The sequence below is a fragment of the Aliiroseovarius sp. genome (genome assembly GCF_965228805.1).
Classification (GTDB): Bacteria; Pseudomonadota; Alphaproteobacteria; order Rhodobacterales; family Rhodobacteraceae; genus JASBTN01.
This window is the reverse complement of sequence record NZ_CBDDIE010000003.1, coordinates 994,904-1,018,227: the sequence shown is the minus strand read 5'-3', so window position 1 is coordinate 1,018,227 and position 23,324 is coordinate 994,904. Positions and strand designations below refer to the sequence as shown.

At 63.8% G+C, this 23,324-nt stretch carries 25 protein-coding genes; 13 read left to right on the top strand and 12 right to left on the bottom strand.

Going from position 1 to position 23,324, the window contains the following annotated elements:
- Positions 1-28: 28 nt before the first annotated feature.
- Positions 29-355, bottom strand: a complete 327-nt coding sequence (locus ACO07D_RS06260) for an HNH endonuclease (RefSeq protein ID WP_421702092.1) — start codon at positions 353-355, stop codon at positions 29-31.
- A gap of 45 nt (positions 356-400) precedes the next feature.
- Between ACO07D_RS06260 and ACO07D_RS06255 the strand changes: the two genes are divergently transcribed.
- Both ACO07D_RS06255 and ACO07D_RS06250 read left to right on the top strand, forming a co-directional pair.
- Complete coding sequence (locus ACO07D_RS06255; protein ID WP_421702091.1) at positions 401-1,729, top strand: mechanosensitive ion channel family protein; 1,329 nt, start codon at positions 401-403, stop codon at positions 1,727-1,729.
- Positions 1,726-2,892, top strand: coding sequence for a TIGR03862 family flavoprotein (locus ACO07D_RS06250; protein WP_421702090.1), 1,167 nt, complete (start codon positions 1,726-1,728; stop codon positions 2,890-2,892). The genes ACO07D_RS06255 and ACO07D_RS06250 overlap by 4 nt, the downstream gene beginning before the upstream one ends.
- On the opposite strand, the gene ACO07D_RS06245 is transcribed toward ACO07D_RS06250, so the two are convergent.
- The 5 genes from ACO07D_RS06245 to ACO07D_RS06225 all read right to left on the bottom strand — a co-directional run bounded on the left by ACO07D_RS06245 (position 2,889) and on the right by ACO07D_RS06225 (position 8,177).
- Entirely contained in the window at positions 2,889-3,479 is a 591-nt protein-coding gene (locus ACO07D_RS06245; protein WP_421702089.1) for a glutathione S-transferase family protein, read from the bottom strand. The two genes, ACO07D_RS06250 and ACO07D_RS06245, sit on opposite strands and share 4 nt — an antisense overlap.
- On the bottom strand, positions 3,476-4,501 hold the full coding sequence (gene holA / locus ACO07D_RS06240; protein WP_421702088.1) for a DNA polymerase III subunit delta: 1,026 nt from the start codon (positions 4,499-4,501) through the stop codon (positions 3,476-3,478). The genes ACO07D_RS06245 and holA overlap by 4 nt, the downstream gene beginning before the upstream one ends.
- Positions 4,498-4,983, bottom strand: coding sequence for an LPS assembly lipoprotein LptE (lptE, locus tag ACO07D_RS06235; protein WP_421702087.1), 486 nt, complete (start codon positions 4,981-4,983; stop codon positions 4,498-4,500). The genes holA and lptE overlap by 4 nt, the downstream gene beginning before the upstream one ends.
- The gene (gene leuS / locus ACO07D_RS06230) at positions 4,970-7,597 is read right to left on the bottom strand and encodes a leucine--tRNA ligase (protein WP_421702086.1); all 2,628 of its coding nucleotides are present in this window, start codon (positions 7,595-7,597) and stop codon (positions 4,970-4,972) included. Before leuS ends, lptE begins: the two co-directional genes overlap by 14 nt.
- 76 nt (positions 7,598-7,673) lie before the next feature.
- Entirely contained in the window at positions 7,674-8,177 is a 504-nt protein-coding gene (locus ACO07D_RS06225) for a DUF3576 domain-containing protein (RefSeq protein ID WP_421702085.1), read from the bottom strand.
- A gap of 295 nt (positions 8,178-8,472) precedes the next feature.
- Here ACO07D_RS06225 and ACO07D_RS06220 point away from each other — a divergent pair, with 295 nt between their 5' ends.
- From ACO07D_RS06220 to ACO07D_RS06205, 4 genes are all read left to right on the top strand, one after another.
- On the top strand, positions 8,473-9,432 hold the full coding sequence (locus tag ACO07D_RS06220; RefSeq protein ID WP_421702084.1) for a porin: 960 nt from the start codon (positions 8,473-8,475) through the stop codon (positions 9,430-9,432).
- Positions 9,433-9,512: 80 nt separating this feature from the next.
- Positions 9,513-10,844: a sulfotransferase gene (locus ACO07D_RS06215; protein ID WP_421702083.1), complete on the top strand. Its 1,332-nt coding sequence runs from the start codon at positions 9,513-9,515 to the stop codon at positions 10,842-10,844.
- Entirely contained in the window at positions 10,835-11,488 is a 654-nt protein-coding gene (locus ACO07D_RS06210; RefSeq protein WP_421702082.1) for a YggS family pyridoxal phosphate-dependent enzyme, read from the top strand. Before ACO07D_RS06215 ends, ACO07D_RS06210 begins: the two co-directional genes overlap by 10 nt.
- A 60-nt stretch (positions 11,489-11,548) precedes the next feature.
- Positions 11,549-11,938, top strand: a complete 390-nt coding sequence (locus tag ACO07D_RS06205; protein WP_421702081.1) for a hypothetical protein — start codon at positions 11,549-11,551, stop codon at positions 11,936-11,938.
- Between the two features lie 69 nt (positions 11,939-12,007).
- Here the strand turns inward: ACO07D_RS06205 and ACO07D_RS06200 are convergent, their stop codons facing one another.
- Positions 12,008-12,496: a L,D-transpeptidase family protein gene (locus ACO07D_RS06200; RefSeq protein WP_421704997.1), complete on the bottom strand. Its 489-nt coding sequence runs from the start codon at positions 12,494-12,496 to the stop codon at positions 12,008-12,010.
- A 17-nt stretch (positions 12,497-12,513) separates the two neighbouring features.
- Positions 12,514-13,596, bottom strand: a complete 1,083-nt coding sequence (gene ribA / locus ACO07D_RS06195) for a GTP cyclohydrolase II (RefSeq protein WP_421702080.1) — start codon at positions 13,594-13,596, stop codon at positions 12,514-12,516.
- 139 nt (positions 13,597-13,735) lie between these two features.
- Here ribA and ACO07D_RS06190 point away from each other — a divergent pair, with 139 nt between their 5' ends.
- On the top strand, positions 13,736-14,422 hold the full coding sequence (locus ACO07D_RS06190; RefSeq protein WP_421702079.1) for a response regulator transcription factor: 687 nt from the start codon (positions 13,736-13,738) through the stop codon (positions 14,420-14,422).
- A 188-nt stretch (positions 14,423-14,610) separates the two neighbouring features.
- Here ACO07D_RS06190 and ACO07D_RS06185 read toward each other — a convergent pair whose 3' ends face one another.
- Complete coding sequence (locus ACO07D_RS06185) at positions 14,611-15,477, bottom strand: cobaltochelatase CobT-related protein (protein WP_421702078.1); 867 nt, start codon at positions 15,475-15,477, stop codon at positions 14,611-14,613.
- The gene (locus ACO07D_RS06180; RefSeq protein ID WP_421702077.1) at positions 15,474-15,986 is read right to left on the bottom strand and encodes a hypothetical protein; all 513 of its coding nucleotides are present in this window, start codon (positions 15,984-15,986) and stop codon (positions 15,474-15,476) included. Before ACO07D_RS06180 ends, ACO07D_RS06185 begins: the two co-directional genes overlap by 4 nt.
- Before the next feature lie 130 nt (positions 15,987-16,116).
- Between ACO07D_RS06180 and ACO07D_RS06175 the strand changes: the two genes are divergently transcribed.
- Entirely contained in the window at positions 16,117-16,905 is a 789-nt protein-coding gene (locus tag ACO07D_RS06175; RefSeq protein ID WP_421702076.1) for an exodeoxyribonuclease III, read from the top strand.
- Here ACO07D_RS06175 and ACO07D_RS06170 read toward each other — a convergent pair.
- Positions 16,902-17,417: a DUF6653 family protein gene (locus ACO07D_RS06170; protein ID WP_421702075.1), complete on the bottom strand. Its 516-nt coding sequence runs from the start codon at positions 17,415-17,417 to the stop codon at positions 16,902-16,904. The genes ACO07D_RS06175 and ACO07D_RS06170 overlap by 4 nt on opposite strands.
- An 87-nt stretch (positions 17,418-17,504) precedes the next feature.
- On the opposite strand from ACO07D_RS06170, the gene trxA reads away from it, so the two are divergent.
- The 3 genes from trxA to ACO07D_RS06155 are packed head-to-tail and all read left to right on the top strand — an operon-like array spanning position 17,505 to position 19,269.
- On the top strand, positions 17,505-18,410 hold the full coding sequence (gene trxA, locus ACO07D_RS06165; RefSeq protein ID WP_421702074.1) for a thioredoxin: 906 nt from the start codon (positions 17,505-17,507) through the stop codon (positions 18,408-18,410).
- Between the two features lie 29 nt (positions 18,411-18,439).
- The gene (locus ACO07D_RS06160) at positions 18,440-19,087 is read left to right on the top strand and encodes an LON peptidase substrate-binding domain-containing protein (protein ID WP_421702073.1); all 648 of its coding nucleotides are present in this window, start codon (positions 18,440-18,442) and stop codon (positions 19,085-19,087) included.
- The gene (locus ACO07D_RS06155) at positions 19,084-19,269 is read left to right on the top strand and encodes a Trm112 family protein (protein WP_421702072.1); all 186 of its coding nucleotides are present in this window, start codon (positions 19,084-19,086) and stop codon (positions 19,267-19,269) included. The genes ACO07D_RS06160 and ACO07D_RS06155 overlap by 4 nt, the downstream gene beginning before the upstream one ends.
- Before the next feature lie 105 nt (positions 19,270-19,374).
- Here the strand turns inward: ACO07D_RS06155 and ACO07D_RS06150 are convergent, their stop codons facing one another.
- Positions 19,375-20,601: an FAD-dependent monooxygenase gene (locus tag ACO07D_RS06150; RefSeq protein WP_421702071.1), complete on the bottom strand. Its 1,227-nt coding sequence runs from the start codon at positions 20,599-20,601 to the stop codon at positions 19,375-19,377.
- A gap of 80 nt (positions 20,602-20,681) precedes the next feature.
- On the opposite strand from ACO07D_RS06150, the gene ACO07D_RS06145 reads away from it, so the two are divergent.
- Together ACO07D_RS06145 and ACO07D_RS06140 are read left to right on the top strand one after the other, a co-directional pair.
- Complete coding sequence (locus ACO07D_RS06145) at positions 20,682-22,010, top strand: amidase (protein WP_421702070.1); 1,329 nt, start codon at positions 20,682-20,684, stop codon at positions 22,008-22,010.
- Positions 22,011-22,140: 130 nt separating this feature from the next.
- Entirely contained in the window at positions 22,141-23,322 is a 1,182-nt protein-coding gene (locus ACO07D_RS06140; protein ID WP_421702069.1) for an aminotransferase class I/II-fold pyridoxal phosphate-dependent enzyme, read from the top strand.
- Positions 23,323-23,324: the final 2 nt, after the last annotated feature.

Here is a 23,324-nt window from a genome sequence, read left to right as displayed (position 1 = left end):
AAGGTTGAGCCATTCGCTGCCGTTCGGGCTATCCCTTGTCCCTTCGGCGCCGCCCACCGGGACTGCGGGACCGGAACCCTGGCGGTCGTTTGACAACCCAGGCGATGAATTTCGCAAGGTGCGGATGGGCCCGCAGCGCGTCGACGGTGTTATAGCTGCGGGCAAGCTCCGTTTCGCTCAATGTGGCATGGATTTCGCTGTGGCAGATCTGATGCAACAGCACCGTCTCACCCCCCTTGCCGCCCCGCAGACGGGGTATCAGGTGGTGGCGGCTTTGCGGCACATCTGGCGGGATCTCCCGACCACAGAGTGGGCAGAGGGGAACGCCCCCGCTTGTTTCACCTTGCTGTTCCATGCCACAGGGTGGTCAGGTTCGGTAAGCAAGTGCAAGGGGTGGGACATGGAAGGGCAACCGGAAATCGTGACGCAAGCGCTGGGCTACGCCCAGCAGGGATGGGGCATTGCCAAGGAGTGGCTGCTGTCCCCTGCCGCCTGGTCGCAACTCGCGCTGCTGGTGGTGGCCTATGGGGCGGCCGTCTACGCCCATCGCCGCCTGACGCCGCTTATCCAAAGGCTGCTGACTCCGTCCGGGGACAAGACCACCTACCTGTCGCGCGCGCGCCTGTTCGTGCTGATCTTTCTGCCACTGACCCTGCCGCTGCTGGCCTATGGGTTCACCGCGGTGGGCGAGCAGGTCACGCGGTCGATCTTCGGCTCCGGCGCGGTCATTGCCTTCGGGAAACGGATCTTCCTGTTCCTCGCCGCGCGCATCCTGGCGCGCGAGATTATCTCGGACCCGTTCCTGAAACTGCTGGGCAAATACGTGCTGGTGCCGCTGGCCGCAGTCTATGCGCTGGGCTTCCTCGACGTGGTGACGCAGAAGCTGGATGAAACCGTGGTGCCGCTGGGCAATATGAGCTTCTCGCTGCTCTTCGCGCTTCGCTTTGCGGTGCTGGGCGGGGTGGTGTTCTGGCTGGGCCGCTGGTCCAACGACCAGACCGCCGCCGCGATCAAGCAGCAGGAGGACATGCGCCCGGCCACCCGGGAACTGGCCGCCAAGGCCGCCGAGATCGCAATCTTCGGCGCCGCCTTCCTGATCCTGATGAACATCATGGGGGTCAATCTGACCTCGCTCGCCGTTCTGGGGGGCGCCATCGGTGTCGGTCTGGGTTTTGGTCTGCAACAGATCGCGGCCAACTTCATCTCCGGGGTGATCCTGCTGATCGAAGGGCAGGCGACCGTTGGCGACTATGTCGAACTGGACGGGGGTGAGGCGGGCACGATCGTCAAGATGACAGCCCGTGCGGCCATTCTGGAAACTTTCGACGGGCGCTGGATCGTGGTGCCGAACGAACATTTCATCACCACCCGCGTGGTGAACTATTCCGACGCGGGCAGCGCCAACCGCTACGAAGCGCCGTTCAGCGTGTCGTATGATACCGATATCGAGGCGGTGCCGGGCATCATTGAGGCAGCTGTCGCCAAGCTCGATTTCGTGCTGACCGAGCCCGCCGAACATGCCCCGGATTGCGAGCTGCGCGCTTTTGGTGACTCGGGCGTCGATTTCGCGGTGGAGTTCTGGGTGAACGGCATCGACGATGGCAAGAACAAGTTTACGCCCAAGGTCATGATGGCGGTGTGGAAGGCCCTGAAGGAAAATCAGATCGAGATCCCGTACCCGCATCGCGTGGTCGAATGGAAGGGCGCGCAGCCCCCCGCTGAGGCGTGAAGACGGCGCTGGTCATTGGGGCCGGTCCTGCCGGATTGGCGGCGGCCGAGGAACTGGCGCGGGCGGGCCTGTCCGTTACCGTGGCCGAAGCCAAACCGTCGCCCGCGCGCAAGTTCCTGATGGCGGGCAAGAGCGGGCTGAACCTGACCAAGGACGAGCCCGTGGAGATCTTCCTGGATCACTACTGCGACCGCCCCTTGCTGCGCGAGATCGTGGCGGAGTTTGGTCCTGATGAGGTGCAGGACTGGGCGCGGGCGCTGGGGCAGGCGGTGTTCACCGGCTCGTCCGGGCGGGTCTTTCCCGAGGTGATGAAGGCCTCGCCGTTGTTGCGCACCTGGCTCGGTCGGCTGGACGGGCTGGGCGTGAAGCTGAATACCCGCTGGCGTTGGACTGGCTGGGACGGCGACGCGCTGTGGTTCGACACACCGGACGGTGCCGTATCGCTCTGCCCCGACGTGACGGTATTGGCGCTGGGTGGGGCCAGCTGGGCGCGGTTGGGGTCGGACGGGGCCTGGGCCGAGTGGCTGGGTACCAAGGGCGTGACGCTGGCGCCGTTCAAACCGGCCAACGCGGGGCTGGTGGTGGACTGGTCTGATCATATGGCCCGGCATTTCGGCGCTCCGGTGAAAGCCGTGTCACTGCGCGCAGGCGACCGCATGGTGAGGGGTGAGTTTGTCATTTCCGCACGCGGGTTGGAAGGCTCGGCGATCTACGCCATCTGCGCGGATGTGCGCGAGGGGGCGGAGTTGACGCTGGACCTCTGCCCGGACCTTTCCGTTGATGACATCCGCGCGCGGCTGGAGAAACGGGGCAAAGCCTCGCTGGCCAACCACTTGCGCAAGGCGTTGAAGCTGGACCCGTCGCGGCTGGCGCTGTTGAATGAATTCGGGCGGCCTTTCCCGCAGGACCTGGTCGGGCTGATCAAGGCCCTGCCGGTGCGCCATGCGGGGTTGCGCCCGATGGATGAGGCCATTTCCACGGCTGGGGGTGTGTGCTTCCACGCGCTGGACGCAGGCCTGATGCTGCGTGACCTGCCCAGTGTCTTCGTTGCGGGCGAAATGTTGGATTGGGAGGCCCCGACCGGAGGCTACCTGCTGACCGCCTGCTTGGCGACGGGGCGACATGCGGGACGCGCTGCCGCCGAGTTTGCCAAGGACCTTTAGTCGGCCCGGGCGCGTATGTAGGCCGTGCGGGTGCGCATCGCGTCGCAATGGGTGTTGAACGCCCCGTTTTCCAGCGGGAACTTTGCCGAGGCTGCCCAGTTGGCGCAATGGGTGGCGATGATGTCCGCCACCGTGAACCGATCCCCCGCCAGGAAGGGCGCATCCCCCTTGCGGCGCATGAGTTCGTCGACCGAACGGGCGAACTCCCACCTCAGGCTGTCTTTCACCGCAGGTACGCGCTTATCCTCGGGCAGGATGAAGCTGTGCCGCGCTGCGGTCCAGAGCACGGCATCAAGTTCGTCCAGCAGGAACTGGGTCATGCCGTCCTGCCGCGCGCGCTCCAGCGTGCCGGCGGGGTAGGTCAGCGCGCCGTGCTTGTCGGCCAGGTAGTGCAGGATCGCGGTCGAATCGGTCAGGGCGACGTCATCCACCAGCAGCACCGGCACCTTGCCCGGCAGGTTGTGGCCGCGCACCGTGTCGCTGTGTGGGCGTTCCGGCAAGTGGGTATAGTCCAGCCCCAGCTCCTCCAGCGCCCAGAGCACGCGAAGGCTGCGGGTGGTCTTGGTGCCGATCAGGGTATAGCTCATCGTTTCCTCCCCATCATCGCCAGGCGAATGAGCGCTCGCTCCATCAGGGCCATTTGAGGCGCCTTTTGTGAACTGCGCAAGGCCAGGTCGGTCTCGATCAGCAGTTCCAGCGCCTGTTCCAGCTTCGGCGTGCCCCAGGCCTGGGCCTGGCGCACCATGCGGTCGCGGGACTTGAAATGCACCGGCGGACGCAGGCGTTGGATGCCCTGGGCGGGGCCGGAGGGGTCGGCGCAGGCGGCGAAGAGGTTGCGGAAATGCCGCGTGGCGCCGATGCAGAGGCCCACGGGCTGGGTGCCCTGGGCGCCGAGTTTCACCAGCAGCGGGCCAATTTCTCCGGCGCGGCCTTCGGCGACCACGTGAATGAGGTCATCAAGCTCTGCCTCGGTCGAGGCGGGCGCCATGGCTTCCACATCCGCCGGGGTCAGCGGCGTGGGGTCCGAGAGCTTGTAGAGCGCGATCTTTTCGAGCGTCTGGCGGAAATCGCCCGGGTCCAGCGTGCGCGAGAGGCCGGTGAGGTCGTTCATCGCCTCCGGATCGATCTGGGTCAGCCCGGCGCGGGCCAGTTCCGCCTGGATCTCGTCCCGCGAGGGCGGGTCGTCATAGATACCGGCCGCATAGGCGTTCGGGTGTTTTTCGAAGAACTTGCGCAGGGAAGAGGTGGGTTTCAGGTTGCCCGCGGTAATGATCACCTGGGCGTCGCCCTCCTGCCAGTCTTCCAGCGCGGGCAGGATCTGTTTCGCGACCGCCTCGGTCGCCTCCTCGACAAAGGCGACGCGCGGACCGGGGAAGAAGCCCTGCGCCTTGATCGCATCCGACAGCAGGGCGGGGTCCTTGCGCAGGTCCGACGCCGGAATGCGGGTCAGGCGCATTTCTTCTTCACCCTCGGGGCCGATCAGGTTTTCGATCAGCTCCTGTCGCTTCAACGCCACGCGCATGGCGTCGGCGCCAAATATGAGCGCGCCGGTGCGGTTCGCCTCGGGTTTGGAGAAATAGCGGGAGGCGTCGCGCGGGCTGAGCTTCATGCCAACCAGTCCGCCGCGGTGGCCATGAGGCGCGTGGCGATCTGGTCGGCCAGACCCGACATCAGGCGCCTGCGCGCGTCATCCTCGACCGCCGAGGTCGACACGGTCGAACCCTCGGCCGAGTAGGACGTAAAGGTCGAGACCGAGCCCGTATCCACCACCTCGCCAGTCACGGTATCGGTGACGGTATAGACCACCGCGCCACGCAGTTGGACGCGGCGAATGACCTGTTCCGGGGTCACACCAAGCCCTTCCTCGCGCACGGTGATCTTGTATCCGAGTGCATAGCGCGCGCCGGTTTGGGTAGCGAGTCGCTCGTCCAGCCGCTTCACCAGTTCGTAGGTGTCGCGATCCTCGGGTGCTGCCACCTCGATGGCGCCGCGCAGGCCCTGGGCGGACCCGCCCGGCCCGTGCACGGGTGTGAACCCGCAGGCGGCCAGACCCAGGGCAGACAGGATGAACGAGCGTTTAGACCACGACATTGATGATGCGACCCGGAACCACGATGACTTTCTTCGGCGCATTGCCTCCAAGCGCCTTTTGCACAGCATCGGTCGCCATGGCCAGCTTTTCAACCTCGTCCTTGGTCATGTCCTTGGGCACGCTGATTTCCGCACGACGTTTGCCGTTGATCTGGATCGGCATCGTGACGCTGTCATCCACCAACATCGCCTGATCGGCCACCGGCCAAGGCGTGTTGATGACCAGACCTTCGCCGCCCAGCATGCGCCAGACCTCTTCGGACAAATGCGGTGTCATCGGGCCCATCAACTGGGCCAGCACCCGCATCGCGCGCCATTTGATCGTGGCCGAAGCTTTCGACTTGGCGATCTGGTTCACAAAGCCGTAGATCTTGGCGATGGCGGCGTTAAAGCCAAAGCTTTCGATGCCCATGGTCACATCATGGATGGTTTTGTGGGTGGTACGCACCAGATCGTCGTCCATGGCGTTCACGCCCAGCAGATGGTCATCCATCACCGCGTTCAGCACATCATCCAGCTCTTTCAACCCGCTGTCGCGCTGTTCTGCCAGATCAGAAGCCATGCGCCAGACCCGGGACAGGAATTTATGCGCAGCCTCGGCGCCCGAGGCGGTCCATTCCACGTCGCGCTCGGGCGGGCTGTCCGACAGGACAAACCAGCGCGCGGTGTCGGCGCCGTAGGAGCTGATGATATTCAGCGGGTCGACCACGTTGTTTTTCGATTTCGACATTTTGGCCGAGGGGATCACCTTGATCTTCTCGCCGGTTTCCTTGACCACGGTCGCGCCATCGCGCTCTTCCACCTCCTCCGGGTAGTGAAAGATCGCACGACCGTTTTCATCGGTGCGCTCGGCGTTCTGGTAAATCGCGTGGGTCACCATGCCCTGGGTAAACAGCGCGTTGAACGGCTCGCGCGCGGTGTCGGGCAGGTGGCCGGTGATGTTCATCGCACGGGCGAAGAAACGCGAGTACAGCAGGTGCAGAATCGCGTGTTCGATGCCGCCGATATACTGGTCGACGTTCATCCAGTAGGCCGCTTCGTCCAGATCGGTCGGTGTTTCCGCGCGCGGCGCGGTGAAACGGGCGAAGTACCAGGACGAATCGACAAAGGTGTCCATCGTGTCCGTTTCGCGGGTGGCCGCACCACCACATTCGGGGCAGGTCGCCTCGCGCCACGAGGGGTGACGGTCCAGCGGGTTGCCGGGAATGCTGAAATCGATGGCCTTGCCGTCTTCATCGTAAGGCAGCTCGACCGGCAGGTTCTCGGGCTTTTCACCGACCACGCCGCATTTCTCGCAATGCACCACGGGAATCGGGCAGCCCCAGTAGCGCTGGCGGCTGAGGCCCCAATCACGCAGGCGGAATTTTTCCACGCCCTTGCCCCAGCCGTGTTCCTCGGCATAGGCGATGGTCGCATCGATGGCTTCCTGGCCGGTGGCCTCGTCCAGACCGGCGAAATGGTTCACCCATTTTACCTTCTGCTCCTTCGGCGGCACGAAGGCTTCGGTCTCGACCGGCTTGGGGTCGTCCAGATCGAAGAAAGTATCAATGACGGGCAGGTCGTATTTGCGGCAGAAATCCAGGTCGCGCTGGTCATGGGCCGGACAGGCAAAGATCGCGCCGGTGCCGTAGCCCATCAGGATGAAGTTCGCGACCCAGACCGGCAGCTCGTCCCCGGTCAGCGGGTGTTTCACGCGCACGCCGGTGTCATAGCCCAGCTTCTCGGCGGTCTCGATTGCCTCTTCGGTGGTGCCACCCTTGCGCATCTCGGCCACGGCCTTGGCCAGGTCGGCGTTGTCTGCCTCCAGCTCCTTGGTCAGCGGGTGGTCGGGGGAAATGCCCACGAAGCTTGCACCATTCAGCGTGTCGGGGCGGGTGGTGTAGACTGTGATCGCCTCGCCGCCATCCACGCGGTCGAAGGCAAATTCCAGCCCGCGCGACTTGCCGATCCAATTGGCCTGCATCAACTTGACCTTGGCGGGCCAGTCGTCCAGCCCGTCCAATGCGTCCAGCAATTCGCCCGACATGTCGCTGATTTTAAAGAACCATTGGGTCAGTTCGCGGCGTTCCACCTCGGCGCCCGAACGCCAGCCCTTGCCGTCGATCACCTGTTCATTGGCCAGCACGGTCATGTCGACCGGGTCCCAGTTCACCACGGCGTTCTTGCGGTAGATCAGCCCGGCCTTCCACATGTCCAGGAACAGGCGCTGCTGCTGGCCATAGTATTCGGTGTCGCAGGTGGCGAACATACGCGACCAGTCCAGCGACAGGCCCAGCGGCTTCATCTGGTCGACCATCGTGTCGATATTGTCGTAGGTCCAGTCCTTCGGGTGACCGCCCGAGGCCATCGCCGCGTTCTCGGCCGGCATGCCGAAAGCGTCAAACCCCATCGGGTGCAGCACATTATGCCCGGTCGACATCTTATAGCGCGCGATCACGTCGCCCATCGTGTAGTTGCGCACGTGACCCATGTGCAGCTTGCCCGACGGGTAGGGGAACATCTCGAGCACATAGTACTTGGGCTTGTCGCCCTCGCGCTTGGCGGTGAAAACGTCGGTGGTCTGCCAGGCTTCCTGCCATTTCGGTTCGATGCTGGCTGCGTCGTAGCGGGACATGTGTCTGCGGTCCTTCGGATATGAAAACGCCGGGCGAGTGGCCCGGCGCAGGTGTACTGTCATGCGGTGGCGGGGTCTAGAGGTTCCCGTCGGCGATGCGCATCTGGCGGGCGCGGGTCAGGATTGCATCCTCGATCGCGCGGGTGGCCTCGCCGCTGGCGGTGCCGCCGCCACGGGTGATCAGCGCCACGTTCAGCGCGCGTGCGTCCAGCGCCGGGTCGGTGATGTGCACGGTCGCCTTGTAGGCGCGGCCACCACCCGGCGGGGTGCCGTAGCCAAAGACGATGATTCCCGAGAAGGGATCGGCGGCCTCGACCGGCATGAAGCCCAGCACGTCCATGGAGGCATTCCACAGATACCGGTTCACCTCGACCGTAGTGTTCGGATCATCGACATTGGCGAAGAGATCCCAGATCGTTTCGCGCTGGTCTTCCTCGGCGACGCGCGCGGCGGGCTGTTCCGCACCTGCGTTCGAGCTGCCACCGCCGAAAATGTTGCCCGAGCTCAACGAACCGCCCCCGCAGGCCGAAAGGGCCAGAATGGCCAGAATCGTCGATCCGGTCGAAATGATACGCTTCATGCCCATGAGGATAAGGCCCCGCTTCCCTAGAATTCCCTCCTGACTACCCAAAGCCCCAAAGGCGGGCAAGTCCTTAGTCTGTCTAGAGGAGTTTTCGGGCATTATAAGGTGTTTCGGCGGGGTTCCGCCGACCCGGGGAAGGGGACTGTGGCATGTCTGCATCATTGCGAAGGGCAATGACAAAACCGCCGTTCGGGTCGCTTGCAATGCGAGGTCGGGTGGTGGAAACACACTGCCATACTCAATTCGGATTCCCCGATTTGAGGTTACCTTTGGAAATACGAGGGAAAACGAAATGAAAAAGGTTCTCTTTGCTACCACCGCGCTGGTTGCTTCGGCTGGCTTCGCCGCTGCCGATGTTGATCTGTCGGGTTCGGCTGAAATCGGTGTCGTCGGTGGCGACTTCCACGGCGGCGAAACCCAGTTCTGGAGCGACATCGACGTCACCTTCACCCTGTCGGGCGAAACCGACAACGGCCTGACCTTCGGTGCCACCATCGACCTGGACGAAGTTGGTGACGACGCCGACGCCAGCGCGACCTCCGGCGACCCGATCGGTGAAACCGGTTCCGGTGAAGAGCATTCGGTCTTCCTGTCGGGCAGCTTCGGCACCATCACCATGGGTGACACCGACGGTGCCTTCGACTGGGCCCTGAGCGAAGTTGCTCTGGCTGGCGGCACCATCAACGACGCCGAAACCGAGCACGGCGGCTACAGCGGCAATTCCGGTCTGGACGGCACCTACGACGGTCAGATCGTGCGCTACGACCACTCGGTTGGTGACTTCTCGTTCGCCGTGTCGGCTGAAATCGACGATTCCGGTGCAGGTGATGCGGTGCTTGGCCTTGGTGGTCAGTACTCGGGTGACCTGGGCGGCGTGACCCTGGGGGTTGGCCTGGGTTACCAGACCAACGACGCCCGTGACATCTTCGGCATCAGCCTGACTGCTGCCATGGACAACGGTTTCTCGGTTGGCCTGAACTACTCGGATCTGGACGGCGGTGTCATCCGCGGCGAAGGTCGCGATAGCCACATGGCCATCGGTGTCGCTTACACCATGGACGCCCTGACCGTTGCCGCCAACTACGGCGAATATGACGGTACGACTGCTGCTGGTGACGAAGACGGCTTCGGCATCCTGGTCAACTACGACCTGGGCGGCGGTGCCGTTGTGCAAGCCGGCTACGGCTCGGGCTACGACCTGGGCTCCTCCACCGGCGAGCGCTGGTCGCTGGGTGTTGCCATGTCGTTCTAATCCTCACGGATTATTACAGGGAAAGAGCGGGCCTTGCGCCCGCTCTTTTTCTTTTGGGCGGATGACGATAGACAGCGTCTATGGCGACGCTTGAAGATATTCAGAAGCTCCTGAAACAGGGGCAGGCGGGCAAGGCCCTGCCTTTGGCGCAGGCTCTGGTGCGGCGGCGGGGGCGTGATCCGCATGCGCTGAACCTCCTGGCGCGCTGTTTCACTGCGGCCGGGCAGCATCGCAAGGCGCTGGCCAGCTATGACAGGTTGATAAAACTGGCCCCCAAGGCCCCCGGCCCCTTGGCCGACAAGGCGCATCTGTTGCAATTGCTGGGCGAGATGGCGCCCGCCGAGGCCGCCCTGCGCAAGGCGCTGAGCCTGCAACCACTGAACGGCAGCCTGTTGCGCATGCTGTCGCTCAGCTCCAAGCTATCCCCTGACGATCCGGTTGTCTCACGCATCGTAGAAGCCTGGGACAAGGGCACCCTCCCGGCGGAGGACCGCATCCACGCGGGCTATGCCCTGTTCAAGGCCATTGGTCGGGAGGGGTTCGCCTATCTGTCTGAGGCCAACCAGTTGCAACAGCGCAAGGCCCCGTGGTCCGAGGCCGAACGTCGCAAGGAAGTCATCGCTTTGCAAACCGCCCTGCGCAGCGCGCCCTGGCCCGAACCGGGTCCAGGTGCGGCGGGACGGTTGCCGATCTTCGTCACCGGCATGCCGCGCTCCGGCACCACGCTGGTGGAGCAGATCCTGTCCTGCCACCCGCAAATCAACTCCACCGGAGAGACTGGCCTGCCGCTGCGTGCTGCCTATTCCGTGCTGGCCAAGGGTGGGGCGTTTCAACCGGTCTCAGGCCTGAACCAAGGGGACCTTGCGCTCATCGGGCAGCGCTATGTCGAGGGAATCGACCATTTCCATGATCCCGGCGTGGGGTTCACTGATAAGTCGATCCAGACCTACATGGTGATGGGGCTGTTGCACCACATTCTGCCGCAGGCGCGCACCATCGTGGTGCGGCGCGATCCGCGCGATGTCGGCTGGTCGATCTATCGCAACCACTTCGCCGACGGCACCCATGGCTATTCCAGCGGCCAGGTCGAAATTGCGCAGATGCATGCGATCATGGAAGACATGATCGCCTTTTGGCGTGAACTGCGGCCCGAAAGCTTCATTGAGGTTCGCTATGAAGACCTCGTGCGTGATCCGGAGCCGGAAGTGCGGCGCATGCTGGACTATTGCGGCCTGGATTGGGATCCCGCCTGTCTGGAACCCGAAAAGAACACCGCCATGGTGCGCACCCTGTCCGCCGACCAGGTGCGTTCGCCGATCAGCCCGAAGGCGATTGGTGGCTGGCGGGCCTATGCCGAGGAACTGGCACCTATGATTGATGCATTGGGAGATCTGACAGCACCATGGGATTGAGCGACGTTCAGGCGTCTGTGACGCAGGCTTGCAAGACACATGACCGGGACCCGGAAGCGGTGCAGCTGATCGCCGTGTCCAAGGTGCAACCCCTGGAGCGGGTCGTGGCCGTGCTGGAAGAGGGTCACCGCGTTTTCGGTGAGAACAAGGTGCAGGAAGCGGCCGGAAAGTGGCCGGAGCTGAAGGAGCGATTCGATGGTGTCGAACTGCACCTGATCGGCCCCTTGCAGTCGAACAAGACGCGCCAGGCGATGAAGCTGTTTGACGTGATCCATACGGTGGACCGGGTAAAGCTCGCACGTGCCATTGCGCGGATTGCTGAGGAAGAGGGGCTTTGCCCGCGGCTGTTTATCCAGGTGAACACCGGGGATGAGGCGCAGAAGGCCGGGGTATCTCTGGAGGATCTGGATGCGCTGGTGGAAGAGTGCCGCGCGTTGAAGTTGCCGGTCGAGGGGGTGATGTGCATCCCGCCCGCCGATGAGGAACCGAGCCTGCATTTCGCGCTGCTGGCCAAGATCGCCGCGCGCCATGGGTTTGAAAACCTGTCGATGGGCATGAGCGGCGATTTCGAACGCGCGATTGCGCAGGGCGCGACCCATGTGCGCGTCGGGTCGGCGATTTTCGGGGCGCGGGATTACGGGTGATGCGCGTCGGGCGTGCATGTGGTACCCATCGGTTGAGAGCATTACCGATTGGAGCCTGTCATGCGTTTTCTCCCCTCTGCTATTGCCGCCCTGATTCTGAGCGCCGCGCCAGCGTTTGCCGAATTCACGATCAGCTTTGACTGGGGTGACATTCCGCTGTGCACCACGGGTCGTCCGGGCAAGGTCGACAACCCGCGTTTCGTGATCAAGGACCTACCGGAGGGCACAACGCGTATTGTCTTTCGCCTGAAGGATCTGGATGTGCCAAGCTACAACCACGGGGGCGGCAAGGTTACTGTCAACGCGGATGGGGTGATTGAACCGGGCGCGTTCCGTTACAAAAGCCCCTGTCCGCCAGGCGGCAGTCATACTTATGAGTGGACCGCCAAGGCGCAGGCGGGGTCGAAGACACTGGCCACCGCTAAGGCACGGCGCGATTATCCGAACTGAAGTGCGGCGACTCTCGCCGCCTGCCCGCGTCTTTGGCCACCCCTAGACTTTTTGGCAAGATACAGAGGATCAGCGCACTAGGATGCGGGAGCGCGGGGTCCAGCGGGCGAGGATCCAGTCAAGGTGGTCCGGTGCAAAGGCAATGCAGCCCGCCGTTGGGTGACGCGGTTTGCGCCATTGGTGCACGAAGAGGGCAGAGCCCTTGCCTGGCGTAGCGTTTGGGAAGTTCTGATCGCTGATCAGGAAGATGTCATAGAGCGGCGGCCCCATGCGCAGCTTTTCGTGGCTGAATGGGTGGGTATGGGCGCGTAGGCCGTGATTGTAGGCCGGGTCGGCAGGGTCGTCGGACCAGATGTCGGCGGGGCCGATGGCCTTCATCCGAAACGGCACGCGGGGGGCAGCGCGCCGATCTGCGCGGTATCCGCCCCCGAGGAGGCGCCAGACCCCGGCCGGGGTCACGCCGTCGCCTTCGACTTTTATGCCGTGGATGCCGCCGCGCCCGATAGAACAGGGAAAACGCCGCCCCATGAACCGTGCGCCCCAGCGGGTGACCACCATGTCGGCGCGGCGGGTGATCACAGCAGGTGTCCGGACTTGGCCGCCTTGGTGTCCAGATAGGCCGCATTATGCGCGCCCCGCCCGACCTTCAGCGGTACGCGTTCGGCGACCTGGACGCCCGTGGCCTCCATCATTGCGACCTTGTTGGGGTTGTTGGTCATCAGGCGCACGGACGAGAACCCCATGCGTTTCAGGATCTCCGAGCCCAGGCGGAAGTCGCGTTCGTCATCCTCGAACCCCAGGCGGTGGTTGGCCTCGACCGTGTCGAAGCCCTGATCCTGCAGGAAATAGGCACGCATCTTGTTTGCCAGACCAATGCCGCGGCCTTCCTGGTTCATGTAAAGCAGCACGCCCGCGCCTGCCTCGCCCATTGCGGCCAGGGCAGCACGCAGCTGCGGGCCGCAGTCACATTTCAGGCTGCCCAGGATGTCACCGGTGAAACAGGCCGAATGCAGCCGCGCCAACACCGGATCGGAACGGGAGGGGCGGCCGATCTCGACCGCGTAATGCTCTTCACCGCCATCTTCTGGGCGGAAAATGTGCAGGCGCCCGGCTTCGGAAGCCTCGAGCGGCACGCGGGCAGCAATGACAGGTGCCAGCGAGGTACCATCGGGCAGGGTGGTGCCGGTCAGGTCCAGCAGGGTCAAGGAGAACTGACTGGCCAGTTCGAACGGTGTATCGACAGACATCACCATTGCGGCGGGCAGAAGCTGCGCTGCCTTGCATAGGCGAATCGCGGTATGGGCCAGGCATTCGTCCCCGCCGCGTTCGGTGCGCAAGGGGCCTTTCATCGGCATAGCCAGATCATCGGCAGGATCTGCGATGTTGCGCGCCCAGGCGGCGTCAGCCTCCCTCGGCAACATCACCCGGGCCACATGGTTGCTATAAGCGCGGGCCTTTAGGGTTTCGGCCCGGCGCGGAGTAATGCCCAGGACCGGGTCGCCCAGGCGCCGCAGCTCGGTCAAGCGTGGCTGCGTCAGGGTCTCGGCCGCAGCCACCATTGCCGCCTGATCGCCATCGACCAGCAGCACCGGCACCCCCATGCGCAAATCGGCACGGGCGCGGGCAATCAGCTCGGTCAGGTTTGGGGCAAGGGTCATGCGATTTTCTCCTATCCCCTGTCATGAACTGAAACAATTCCGGGTGCAAGGACACGAGCACGTGAGGAAATTGTTGCAAATCTTGCCAAGCCCGCGAGGGGCACGCATGTCTTCGTCAAGAAAGCGAGAGGAGCCCGCAATGAGCAACGTGAAAAAGATCCTGCTGGTCGACGATGACGAGGACCTGCGCGACGCCCTGGCCGAACAGCTTGTCATGACCGAGGATTTTGACGTCTTCGAAGCGGGCAATGGCGCCGAGGCAATGGTAAAGGCCAAGGAGGCGCTTTACGACCTGGTGATCCTGGATGTCGGCCTGCCCGACACCGATGGGCGCGAACTGTGCCGGTTGATGCGCAAGCAGGGGGTGAAATGCCCGATCCTGATGCTGACGGGCCATGACAGCGACGCCGACACCATCCTGGGTCTGGACGCGGGCGCCAATGACTATGTGACCAAGCCCTTCAAATTCCCGGTGCTCCTGGCCCGCATCCGCGCCCAGCTGCGCCAGCATGAACAGTCCGAGGACGCTGTGTTCCAACTTGGGCCGTACACGTTCAAACCCTCGATGAAGATGCTGATCCGCGAGGATGACAGCAAGATCCGCCTGACCGAGAAGGAAACCAACATCCTGAAGTTCCTCTACCGCGCGACCGAAGGCGTGGTGGCGCGGGATGTGCTCTTGCACGAGGTCTGGGGCTATAATGCGGGCGTCACCACCCACACGCTGGAGACGCATATCTATCGCCTGCGCCAGAAGATCGAGCCCGATCCCTCGAACGCGCGTTTGCTGGTGACCGAAAGCGGTGGCTACCGCCTGGTGGCCTGAGGTGCAGCGACCGAAAAGCTGCATCCAAGGGACATATTTTCGGCAGACTTGACCGATATCATGTATGGGCAGGCCACTCCATGGCAGTCTGCCGGTGAAAAGTTCCCCTTCCGTGTCGGGGTTATGACACGGGTATCCTCCCTGTTGGACTGGCCCGGGCTTTGCCCGGGTCTTTTTTTGGGGGGGAGTTAGGCCAGAAGGGGTAAGAGGAATTCTGCCAGATCGGTTCCCAAATCGCTGGGGCTGTCCAGTTTCAGAGAATGGGGGTAGTAGGTTGAGATATCGTAATCCAACCCCAAGGCGGCACAGGTAATTCCTTCATTGCTCAGTGCTTGAACTGTGTGAGAAAGATGGTCTTCCAGTATATTCGGCTGGTTGCTCGCAATGGTGCCGTCATCGACCGGTGCCCCGTCCGAGACGACCAGCAGGACTTTCTTTCTGGCCGGGTGCGCCCGCAGGCGTTCAGCCGCCCATAACAGCGCCTCGCCATCCACGTTTTCTTTCAACAGCTCCGGGTGAAACATGTATGTTGCGGCATGCCCAAGTCCGGCTGAAGCTGCGTCGAAGTCGCGGTAGATAACGTGTAACAGGTCACATAGACGTCCGGGGAAGGACGGGCGTCCTTCGTAAAGCCAATGCAGGCGAGACTGTCCGCCTTTCCAGCTAACGGTGGTGAAGCCCAACACTTCGGTTCGCGTGCCCAGGCGACCAAGCGTGTCCGTCAATAGCTCGGCCAGGGCGCGAGCCAGCAAAATGCGCTGCCCCCGCATGGAACCGGAATGGTCGATGAGGATGGTGACCAAAGTGTCTTCGACTTCCACCCCTGCGCTTGCCCGCAACCACTGTGCCTGCGCGCGCGTAAGCCATTCTGCGCATTCGGTTCGATAGGCACGCTCGGCCGCATCAAGCGCGTCCTGCGCTGAACCGATTAGCTTGGGCAGCTCTTGAGCGCGCAATTCCTGATCAAACTGACGGGTATAAACCCGATAGCCCCCTGGCAGCGTGTCGCGGGTCGAAGGTGGGGTAAGCAGGGATTTCAGCAGGCGGCTGATCATTCCGGCAACTCCACCCCTTCCAAGAACGGGTAGGCCCGGTCGACCAGGGCGCGTTGTTCGGTGGCTTCGATGCGCAGCAGCGACCAGGTGCCGTTCTCGTACAGCGCCAGGGTGGGGGCGGTGGTCTCGATGCGTTTCTCGCGCCAGATCAGGGTCCAGTCCAGCGGGACCGAGGTTTGCACAACCGGGCTGCCATCCACGTCGCCGTCCAGCGCCTCCAGCCCGTCGGGGCGGAAGGCGACCTGTTCGACCGTGATCAGCATCATCTGGTGCGACATGCGTTCGACCATGGCGGCGCGGATCTGATCGGCGCTTAGATCGCCCTCGGAGGCCATCAGCTCCAGCACGCGGGGCGGGATGGTTTCGCCGATGGCCGCCCAGTCGCGTGCCTCCATCGCGGTGGTAAAGGCGGCGAGCTGCGCCTCAAGGCTGGTCTGCTCCGCCTCGGTCAGGGGACGGGCCAGGGCGGGCGTGGCCAGTGTCAGCAGAAGAAGGGCGATACGCAGCATGGGGAACCTCGTTGAAATGCTGCCGGACGCTACCCCTGTCAGCAGTCTTCATCAATGACCGAGGTCAAGAGCTTGTGCCCCGGCGCCCACCCGCTTACCTTCGCCCCACGCTTACAGGAGTACCCCTCGCATGTCCTTTTCCCTTGCCACCTGGAACATCAACTCGGTCCGCCTGCGCGAACCCATTGTCGTCAAGTTGATGGAAGAAGAAGGCCCCGATGTCCTGTGCCTGCAGGAGTGCAAGTCGCCGGTCGAGAAGATCCCGATGGAGGCATTTCATGCGCTGGGCTACACCCACATGGTGGCTCGCGGGCAGAAGGGTTACAACGGCGTCGCGATCCTGTCTCGCCTACCGATGGTCGAGGTCGAAAGCTTCGATTTCGCCGATTTGGGCCACGCGCGCCACATCGCCGGGCGGCTGGAAAACGGCGTGACCATCCACAACTTCTATGTGCCCGCTGGCGGTGACAAACCCGATCGCGAGGTGAACGAGAAGTTCGGGCAGAAGCTCGACTATCTCACCGATATGCGGGACCATTTCGCGGCCAATGCGCCGGAGAAATCCATCCTGGTGGGCGATCTGAACATCGCCCCGCGTGAGGATGACGTGTGGAATCACAAGCAGCTGCTGAAGATCGTTTCCCATACGCCGATCGAAACGGATCACCTGGGCGAGGTGATGGACGCGGGCAAATGGGTCGATATTACCCGCCAGGACATTCCCGAGGGGCTGTTGTATTCTTGGTGGTCCTACCGCGCCCGCGATTGGGATGCGGCGGACAAGGGGCGGCGGCTGGATCATGTCTGGGCCACGCCGGATATCTCGAACGCCGGGCACGGTTCGCGCATCCTGCGTGATGCACGCGGGTGGGAAAAGCCCAGCGACCACGCGCCGGTCTTTGCCAGTTTCGATCTCTAGCGCGCGCGGCGGGCCCAGGCGGCGTATTCCGTGTGGGTCCGGGCCATCTCGTCATAAAGGAAGGTCATGCGGTCGACGAACCAGGTCTTGGCCCCCATCGACAGGGCCAGGCCGGTGATCACCCAGGCCAGATCTCCGATCCAAAGCCCCCAGAGCAACGGGATCACGCCAAGCCCCGCCGCGATGGACAGGCCATAGCCCCAGCGGATGTGATGTGTGGGGATCGGGACCGTGTGGCGGTTCAAAAACACACGCTCCCCCATGACCCCGCGCGCGGCCCAGCTGTCAGTATGGGTGGGGGTGGAGAACAGGCGTGGGTTCAGCCAGGTCCAGACCAGGACCAGAGCGATGGGGACAAGCGCCCACCAGCCCAGCCAGAACCGTGACAGCACCGCCGCACACAGAAGGGGCAGGGCGGTAAAGCGCGTATAGACGCTGATCGGGTTTGCATGACGCGCCCAGGTCGCTTCGTCCATGCCCATCAGCCGTTCGGAGGCCTTGAAGATATCCATATGCATTATGTGGAGGGCGGACGGGGGCGTTGCAAGCACCGGGCCCAGCGTCCATATAGGGCGCAACATGCTAACCGGAGGCAAGACATGCTGGAACTCGGCGGAAACGGTGCGGCCCCTGCTGCGGATCTGATCAAGGACATTTCTGAGGCCACCTTCATGCAGGACGTGGTCGAAACCTCGAAAGAGGTGCCGGTGATCGTCGATTTCTGGGCGCCCTGGTGTGGCCCGTGCAAGACTTTGGGTCCGGCGCTGGAACAGGCGGTGACCGCGGCGGGTGGCAAGGTCCGCATGGTCAAGATCAACGTGGACGAAAACCAGCAGATTGCGGCGCAGCTGCGCGTGCAGTCGATCCCGACCGTTTATGCCTTTGTCGACGGCCAGCCGGTGGACGGTTTCCAGGGCGCGCAACCACCCAGTGAGATTGCCGCCTTCGTTGACCGTGTGTCCAAGGCCGGGGGCAATGGCGGGCTGGATGACGCTCTGGCCGCTGCCGACGAAATGTTGGAAAACGGCGAGGTGGCCGATGCTGCGCAGACCTATGCCGCAATCATCGAGGCCGATCCCAAGATGGGCGCCGCCTACCTGGGTCTGGTGCGCGCTCAGCTGGCTCTGGACCAGGTCGAACAGGCCGAAAGCGTGCTGGCTGCCGTGCCTGCCGAGATCGCCGAAAGCCACGATATCGAAGCGGCCCGTGCCGCCATCGAGCTGGCCCGCCAGGCCGCTGATGCGGGTCCGGTGGCCGAGCTGCGCGGCGCGGTCGAGGCGGATGCGGACAACCACCAGGCGCGGTTCGATCTGGCCGTGGCGCTGAATGCGGCGGGTGACATCGAAGGCGCGGTCGACGAGCTGCTGGAGCTGTTCCGACGGGACCGTGAATGGAATGATGGGGCGGCCAAGGCGCAGCTTTTCACCATTTTCGACGCGCTGCCGCCGCAGGATCCGATTGCTTTGAACGGGCGTCGCAAGCTGGGTTCGATGATCCTGGTTTGACCTCTGGCCACGTCAGGGTAAGCTGAGCCATGTTTCCTGCTGCCGATCTGCCTGACGCCCTGCCGATCTTCCCGCTTCCCGGGGCGGTCGTGCTGCCGCGCGGACGCCTGCCGCTGCATATTTTCGAGCCGCGTTACCTGGCGATGTTCGATGATGCGTTGAAGACCTCGGGGCGGCTCATCGGCATGGTGCAACCCTTGGAAACCCCGGCGGGGGAGGCGCTGCACGCGATCGGTTGCGCAGGGCGGATCACCTCGTTCACCGAGACAGAGGATCACCGCTATATGGTCACGCTGAGCGGGATCAGCCGGTTTCGCACCGGCGCCCAGGTGGAGGGGTTTACACCTTACCTGCGCCATCAGGTGGACTGGTCCGGCTTTGACCGTGACCTGGGTAAGGCGGAACGGGATCCGGGGCTGGATCGCGGCAGTTTTCTGGACCTGCTGGTGCGATATTTCCAGGCCGAGGAGCTACAGACCGATTGGGACAGTCTGAAAGAGGCCGAAGACGAGCTGTTGATCAACTCTCTGTCTATGATGTGCCCCTTCGAGCCCGAGGATAAACAGGCGCTGTTGGAAGCGCCCAGCTTGCAAACCCGGCGTGAGACGCTGGTGACATTGATGGAATTCGCCCTGGCCAGCGGTGGCACGGGCAGTGGAGAGGAACGGGTGCAATGAGTGAAGAACAGGCGTTCGACCGCCGCATGATCGAGGCGCTGATCTGTCCGGTCACGCATCAGCCGTTGAGCTATGATGCGGATGCCCAGGAGCTGGTGTCGAAGGGCGCAAACCTGGCCTTCCCAATCCGCGACGGCATTCCGATCATGCTGATCGACGAGGCGCGCAAGCTGGACGGGTGAGCGCAACCAAGCGGAGTGACTGCGCCACGCTTGATTGGTTGAATGGGGGTTTCACCCCCGCCCTCCAGGATATTTCTAGAAAGATGAAAGGGCTGCTGTGCCGCCTCAGATCTGTCGGCCCTGCAACAGTTTCGGCAGGTCTCCAGTCAGGCCGGCGGCTTCGCGGATGAAGTTGCGGCGTAGGCCGGGCATGGCGTTGACCAGTCCGAGGCCAATGTCGCGCGCCGTGCGCAGAAGCGGGTTGTCGTTGGAGAAGAGCCGGTTCGTTGCCCCGGTCGCCGCCACCATCTGCGCCACATCGAAGCGGCGCCATTGTTGATAGCGTTCAAGCACGTCGATGCGACCGTAATCCTCGCCGCGGCGTTTGGCTTCGGTTAGCACTTCGGCCAGCGCGCCGACGTCCTTCAGCCCGGCGTTCAACCCCTGGCCCGCAATCGGGTGCATGCCGTGGGCCGCGTCTCCCACCAGCGCCAGGCGGTCGGCGACGAATGCATTCGCGACGGTCAGGTTCAGCGGGTAGGTAAAGCGTTTTCCAGCGAGGGAGATCTCGCCCAGGAAAGACCCGAAGCGCGGGCGTAGCTCGGCAAGGTAGCCTTCGTCATCTAGCGCGTGAATGCGCGCCGCCTCGGCGTGGCTTTCGGTCCAGACGATGGAGCTTTGATTGCCGGGCAGGGGCAGGATCGCCAGCGGCCCCGGTGGCATGAAGAACTGATGCGCTGCGCCGCCGTGGGGCAGTTCATGGTCGATGGCGCAGACCAGCGAGGTCTGGCCGTAGTCATGCCCGGAGCGTCCGATCCCCGCCCGTTCGCAGGTGCCCGAACGGCGCCCGTCGCAGCCGACCACCATGCGGCCGGTCAGGGTCTTGCCGGAGTCCAGCGTCAGCGTGACGGAGGCTGGGCCGATGTCTTGTGCGACCACTGTGTCGCCATCGATCAGGGTGACTTTCGGATGGGCCTCAGTGGCGTCCAGAAGCGCGCGGGATAGGAAGCGATCCTCGACCATGTAGCCCATCGGGCCTTCGTCGATCTCGGCGTGGTCAAACTCCAGCACGAAGGGGCCGGGGCCTTCGCCCGCGCGGCCGTCCGAGATGCGGATGTCCAGAAGCGGTTGGGCGTTTTTGCCCACGCGTGACCAGACGCCGATGGCTTTCAGCAAACGTTGTGACGCCAGGGCCAGGGCATAGCCGCGTCCGTCAAATGCCTCTTCCCCCCGCGCACCCTTGGGCAGGGCGTCCACCACGGTCACGGAAAAGCCGGTGTCGCCCAGGGCCAGCGCCAGGGCGGGGCCGTTCAGCCCGCCGCCCACGATCAGGATGTCACTGTCAAATTTCATGCCCCCTTTTTGACGCCCGCGCGGGGGATTGTCCATGCGCCGCGGGGTCGTTACCGTCGCCGAAAAGGGCGGAGGTCAAGATGAGCGCAAACTGGTTGAGCATGAGCATGGCAGAGCTGGGCCGCGGCATTGGCGCGGGGCAGATCGACCCCGTGGCGCTGGCCCGGACCTATCTGGATGCAATCGCTGCAAGCCCGGTGGCGGACCGGATTTACGCCCGGGTGACCGCCGACCGGGCCCTGGCCGAGGCCGGGGCGGCAAAGCGTCGCGCCGACGCCGGGCAACGGCTGGGGCTGCTCGACGGGGTGCCGGTCAGCTGGAAGGACCTGTTCGACACAGCAGGCGTCGCGACCGAGGCGGGATCGGCCCTGTTGGCGGATCGCGTGCCCACGCGCGATGCCCGGGTGCTGGCGAACGCCACCGCTGCCGGGCTGGTCTGCCTGGGCAAGACGCACATGAGCGAACTGGCCTTTTCCGGCCTAGGTGTGAACCCGATCACCGCGACGCCGCCTTGCGTGAACGACCCGGGGGCGGCTCCGGGTGGCTCGTCGTCGGGCGCGGCGGCCTCGGTGGCCTTCAACCTAGCGCCCTGCGGGATCGGGTCTGATACGGGCGGGTCGGTCCGCATTCCGTCGGCTTGGAACGATCTGGTGGGGTTCAAGACCTCGCACGGTCGGTTGAGTTGCGAAGGCGTGGTGCCTCTTGTCGCCAGTTTCGACACGGTCGGGCCGCTGTGCCGGTCGGTCGAGGATGCGGCGCTGGTGCTGGGCGTGTTGGAGGGCGGTACCGTGCCGGATCTGCGGGGCGCGACGTTGCAAGGTAGGCGCCTCTTGGTGTTGAAAAATGGCCTGGACGATACCCGTAACGGGCCGGGCACAGGGTTTGAACAGGCGGTGAAGCGGCTGGAGGCGGCGGGGGCAAGCGTGGCGCAGCAGCGCCTGACCTGCATTGACGAGGCGCTGTCGCTGTCCGGTGTACTGTTCACCACCGAAGCCTATGCCACCTGGCGTGACCAGATCGAGGCGCAGCCGGACCTGATGTTCGGTGAAATCCGCGAGCGCTTCCGGTCGGGCAAGCAGTTCTCAGGGGTTGAGTTCATCAGCGCCTGGCAGCGGCTTCGCATGCTCAGGGCGGAATATCACCAGCGCACCGCCGGGTTCGACGCGGTTCTGCTGCCGACTTCGCCGATCCTGCCGCCCAATATCGAGCGGTTGGAAACCGACAGCGACTATTACGTGACCGAAAACCTTCTGGCCCTGCGCAATACCCGGGTGGGCAATCTGATGGGTTCGGCCGGATTGAGCCTGCCGACCGGGGTTCCGTCGGCCGGATTGATGATGCTGACACCGCCGGGCAGCGATCATCGCCTGTTGCGCCTTGGCGCCGCCGCCGAGCGGGCTTTGGCCTAAAAGCCACAGGGGCCGTGTCCAAGCCGCGAAAAATGCGGGCTTTTTCTGGACCCTGCCGTGGATGGTCGCTATCCTTAGACAAAACGGGGCGACATGACCCCGACAAACGAGGCAGTATCAGGCGGTCAGTATGACCTATCCCAAGCGGTTCGCCGCTCTACCGGAATATGCGTTTCCGCGTTTGCGGAGCCTTCTGGATCACCACGATCCGGGTGGCGATGTCGTGCATATGACCATTGGTGAGCCGAAACATGCCTTTCCATCGTGGGTCGGTGATGTGCTGGCGGAAAACACCGCCGGTTTCGCGAATTACCCGCCCAATGATGGCTCGCCCGAGCTGTTGGGTGCGATTTCCGACTGGATAAAGCGGCGCTATGACGTCGGGCTGGACCTGAACCAGATCATGGCACTGAATGGCACGCGTGAGGGGCTGTTCAACGCGGCTGTCGCCCTGTGTCCCGAGGAAACCGCGCGCGGCGAACGGCCTGTGGTGCTGATCCCGAACCCGTTTTATCAAGTCTATGCGGTGGCTACCGCCACCGTGGGTGCCGAGGCGGTGTTTGTGCCCGCCACGGCGGAAACCGGCCACCTGCCGGATTTTGCGTCCCTGCCACCGCAGATTCTGAACCGGGCTGAAATCTGCTACATGTGTTCGCCCGCCAACCCGCAGGGTGCGGTGGCGGATCGCGATTACTGGGCCAAGCTGATCGCGCTTGCGGAAAAGTACGATTTCCGCATCTTTGCCGACGAGTGTTATTCCGAGATCTACCGCGATACCCCGCCTCCGGGCGCGCTGGAAGTGGCGCAGGAGGGCGGCGCGGACCCCGAACGGGTGGTCCTGTTCAACTCCCTGTCGAAACGGTCGAACCTGCCCGGGCTGCGCTCAGGCTTCGTGGCCGGTGGGCCAGAGACGATCCGCCACATCCGCCAGTTGCGCGCCTATGCCGGTGCGCCCCTGCCGCTGCCCCTGCAGCGGGTCGCCGAAAAGGTCTGGGCGGACGAGGCGCATGTTGAAGAAAACCGCGCGCTTTATCGTGAGAAATACAAGGTGGCCGACGAGGTGTTCGCGGGCATCGACGGCTATATGCCGCCCGACGCAGGCTTTTTCCTGTGGTTGCCGGTCGAGGATGGCGAGGCCGCCGCGCTGAAACTGTGGACCGAGACGGGGGTGCGGGTGCTGCCCGGCGCCTACCTGTCGCGCGATACAGACCGGGGCAACCCCGGCAAACAGTACATCAGGGTCGCCATGGTGGCCCCGAAACAAGAAATGCGGGACGGGCTGACCAGGCTGCGTGACTGCATCTATGCATGAGG

Bases quoted from the DNA above. Each gene is read 5' to 3' on its own strand.
- ACO07D_RS06175 (WP_421702076.1), top strand. From the start codon at position 16,117: ATGTCCTTTTCCCTTGCCACCTGGAACATCAACTCGGTCCGCCTGCGC.
- ACO07D_RS06260 (WP_421702092.1), bottom strand. From the start codon at position 355: ATGGAACAGCAAGGTGAAACAAGCGGGGGCGTTCCCCTCTGCCCACTC.
- ACO07D_RS06225 (WP_421702085.1), bottom strand. From the start codon at position 8,177: ATGAAGCGTATCATTTCGACCGGATCGACGATTCTGGCCATTCTGGCC.
- ACO07D_RS06210 (WP_421702082.1), top strand. From the start codon at position 10,835: ATGGGATTGAGCGACGTTCAGGCGTCTGTGACGCAGGCTTGCAAGACA.
- ACO07D_RS06190 (WP_421702079.1), top strand. From the start codon at position 13,736: ATGAGCAACGTGAAAAAGATCCTGCTGGTCGACGATGACGAGGACCTG.
- leuS (WP_421702086.1), bottom strand. From the start codon at position 7,597: ATGTCCCGCTACGACGCAGCCAGCATCGAACCGAAATGGCAGGAAGCC.
- ACO07D_RS06255 (WP_421702091.1), top strand. From the start codon at position 401: ATGGAAGGGCAACCGGAAATCGTGACGCAAGCGCTGGGCTACGCCCAG.
- ACO07D_RS06200 (WP_421704997.1), bottom strand. From the start codon at position 12,496: ATGGTGGTCACCCGCTGGGGCGCACGGTTCATGGGGCGGCGTTTTCCC.
- ACO07D_RS06170 (WP_421702075.1), bottom strand. From the start codon at position 17,417: ATGGATATCTTCAAGGCCTCCGAACGGCTGATGGGCATGGACGAAGCG.
- ACO07D_RS06150 (WP_421702071.1), bottom strand. From the start codon at position 20,601: ATGAAATTTGACAGTGACATCCTGATCGTGGGCGGCGGGCTGAACGGC.
- ACO07D_RS06185 (WP_421702078.1), bottom strand. From the start codon at position 15,477: ATGATCAGCCGCCTGCTGAAATCCCTGCTTACCCCACCTTCGACCCGC.
- ACO07D_RS06245 (WP_421702089.1), bottom strand. From the start codon at position 3,479: ATGAGCTATACCCTGATCGGCACCAAGACCACCCGCAGCCTTCGCGTG.
- ACO07D_RS06220 (WP_421702084.1), top strand. From the start codon at position 8,473: ATGAAAAAGGTTCTCTTTGCTACCACCGCGCTGGTTGCTTCGGCTGGC.
- ACO07D_RS06155 (WP_421702072.1), top strand. From the start codon at position 19,084: ATGAGTGAAGAACAGGCGTTCGACCGCCGCATGATCGAGGCGCTGATC.
- holA (WP_421702088.1), bottom strand. From the start codon at position 4,501: ATGAAGCTCAGCCCGCGCGACGCCTCCCGCTATTTCTCCAAACCCGAG.
- ACO07D_RS06180 (WP_421702077.1), bottom strand. From the start codon at position 15,986: ATGCTGCGTATCGCCCTTCTTCTGCTGACACTGGCCACGCCCGCCCTG.
- ribA (WP_421702080.1), bottom strand. From the start codon at position 13,596: ATGACCCTTGCCCCAAACCTGACCGAGCTGATTGCCCGCGCCCGTGCC.
- ACO07D_RS06145 (WP_421702070.1), top strand. From the start codon at position 20,682: ATGAGCGCAAACTGGTTGAGCATGAGCATGGCAGAGCTGGGCCGCGGC.
- ACO07D_RS06215 (WP_421702083.1), top strand. From the start codon at position 9,513: ATGGCGACGCTTGAAGATATTCAGAAGCTCCTGAAACAGGGGCAGGCG.
- trxA (WP_421702074.1), top strand. From the start codon at position 17,505: ATGCTGGAACTCGGCGGAAACGGTGCGGCCCCTGCTGCGGATCTGATC.
- ACO07D_RS06205 (WP_421702081.1), top strand. From the start codon at position 11,549: ATGCGTTTTCTCCCCTCTGCTATTGCCGCCCTGATTCTGAGCGCCGCG.
- ACO07D_RS06140 (WP_421702069.1), top strand. From the start codon at position 22,141: ATGACCTATCCCAAGCGGTTCGCCGCTCTACCGGAATATGCGTTTCCG.
- lptE (WP_421702087.1), bottom strand. From the start codon at position 4,983: ATGTCGTGGTCTAAACGCTCGTTCATCCTGTCTGCCCTGGGTCTGGCC.
- ACO07D_RS06160 (WP_421702073.1), top strand. From the start codon at position 18,440: ATGTTTCCTGCTGCCGATCTGCCTGACGCCCTGCCGATCTTCCCGCTT.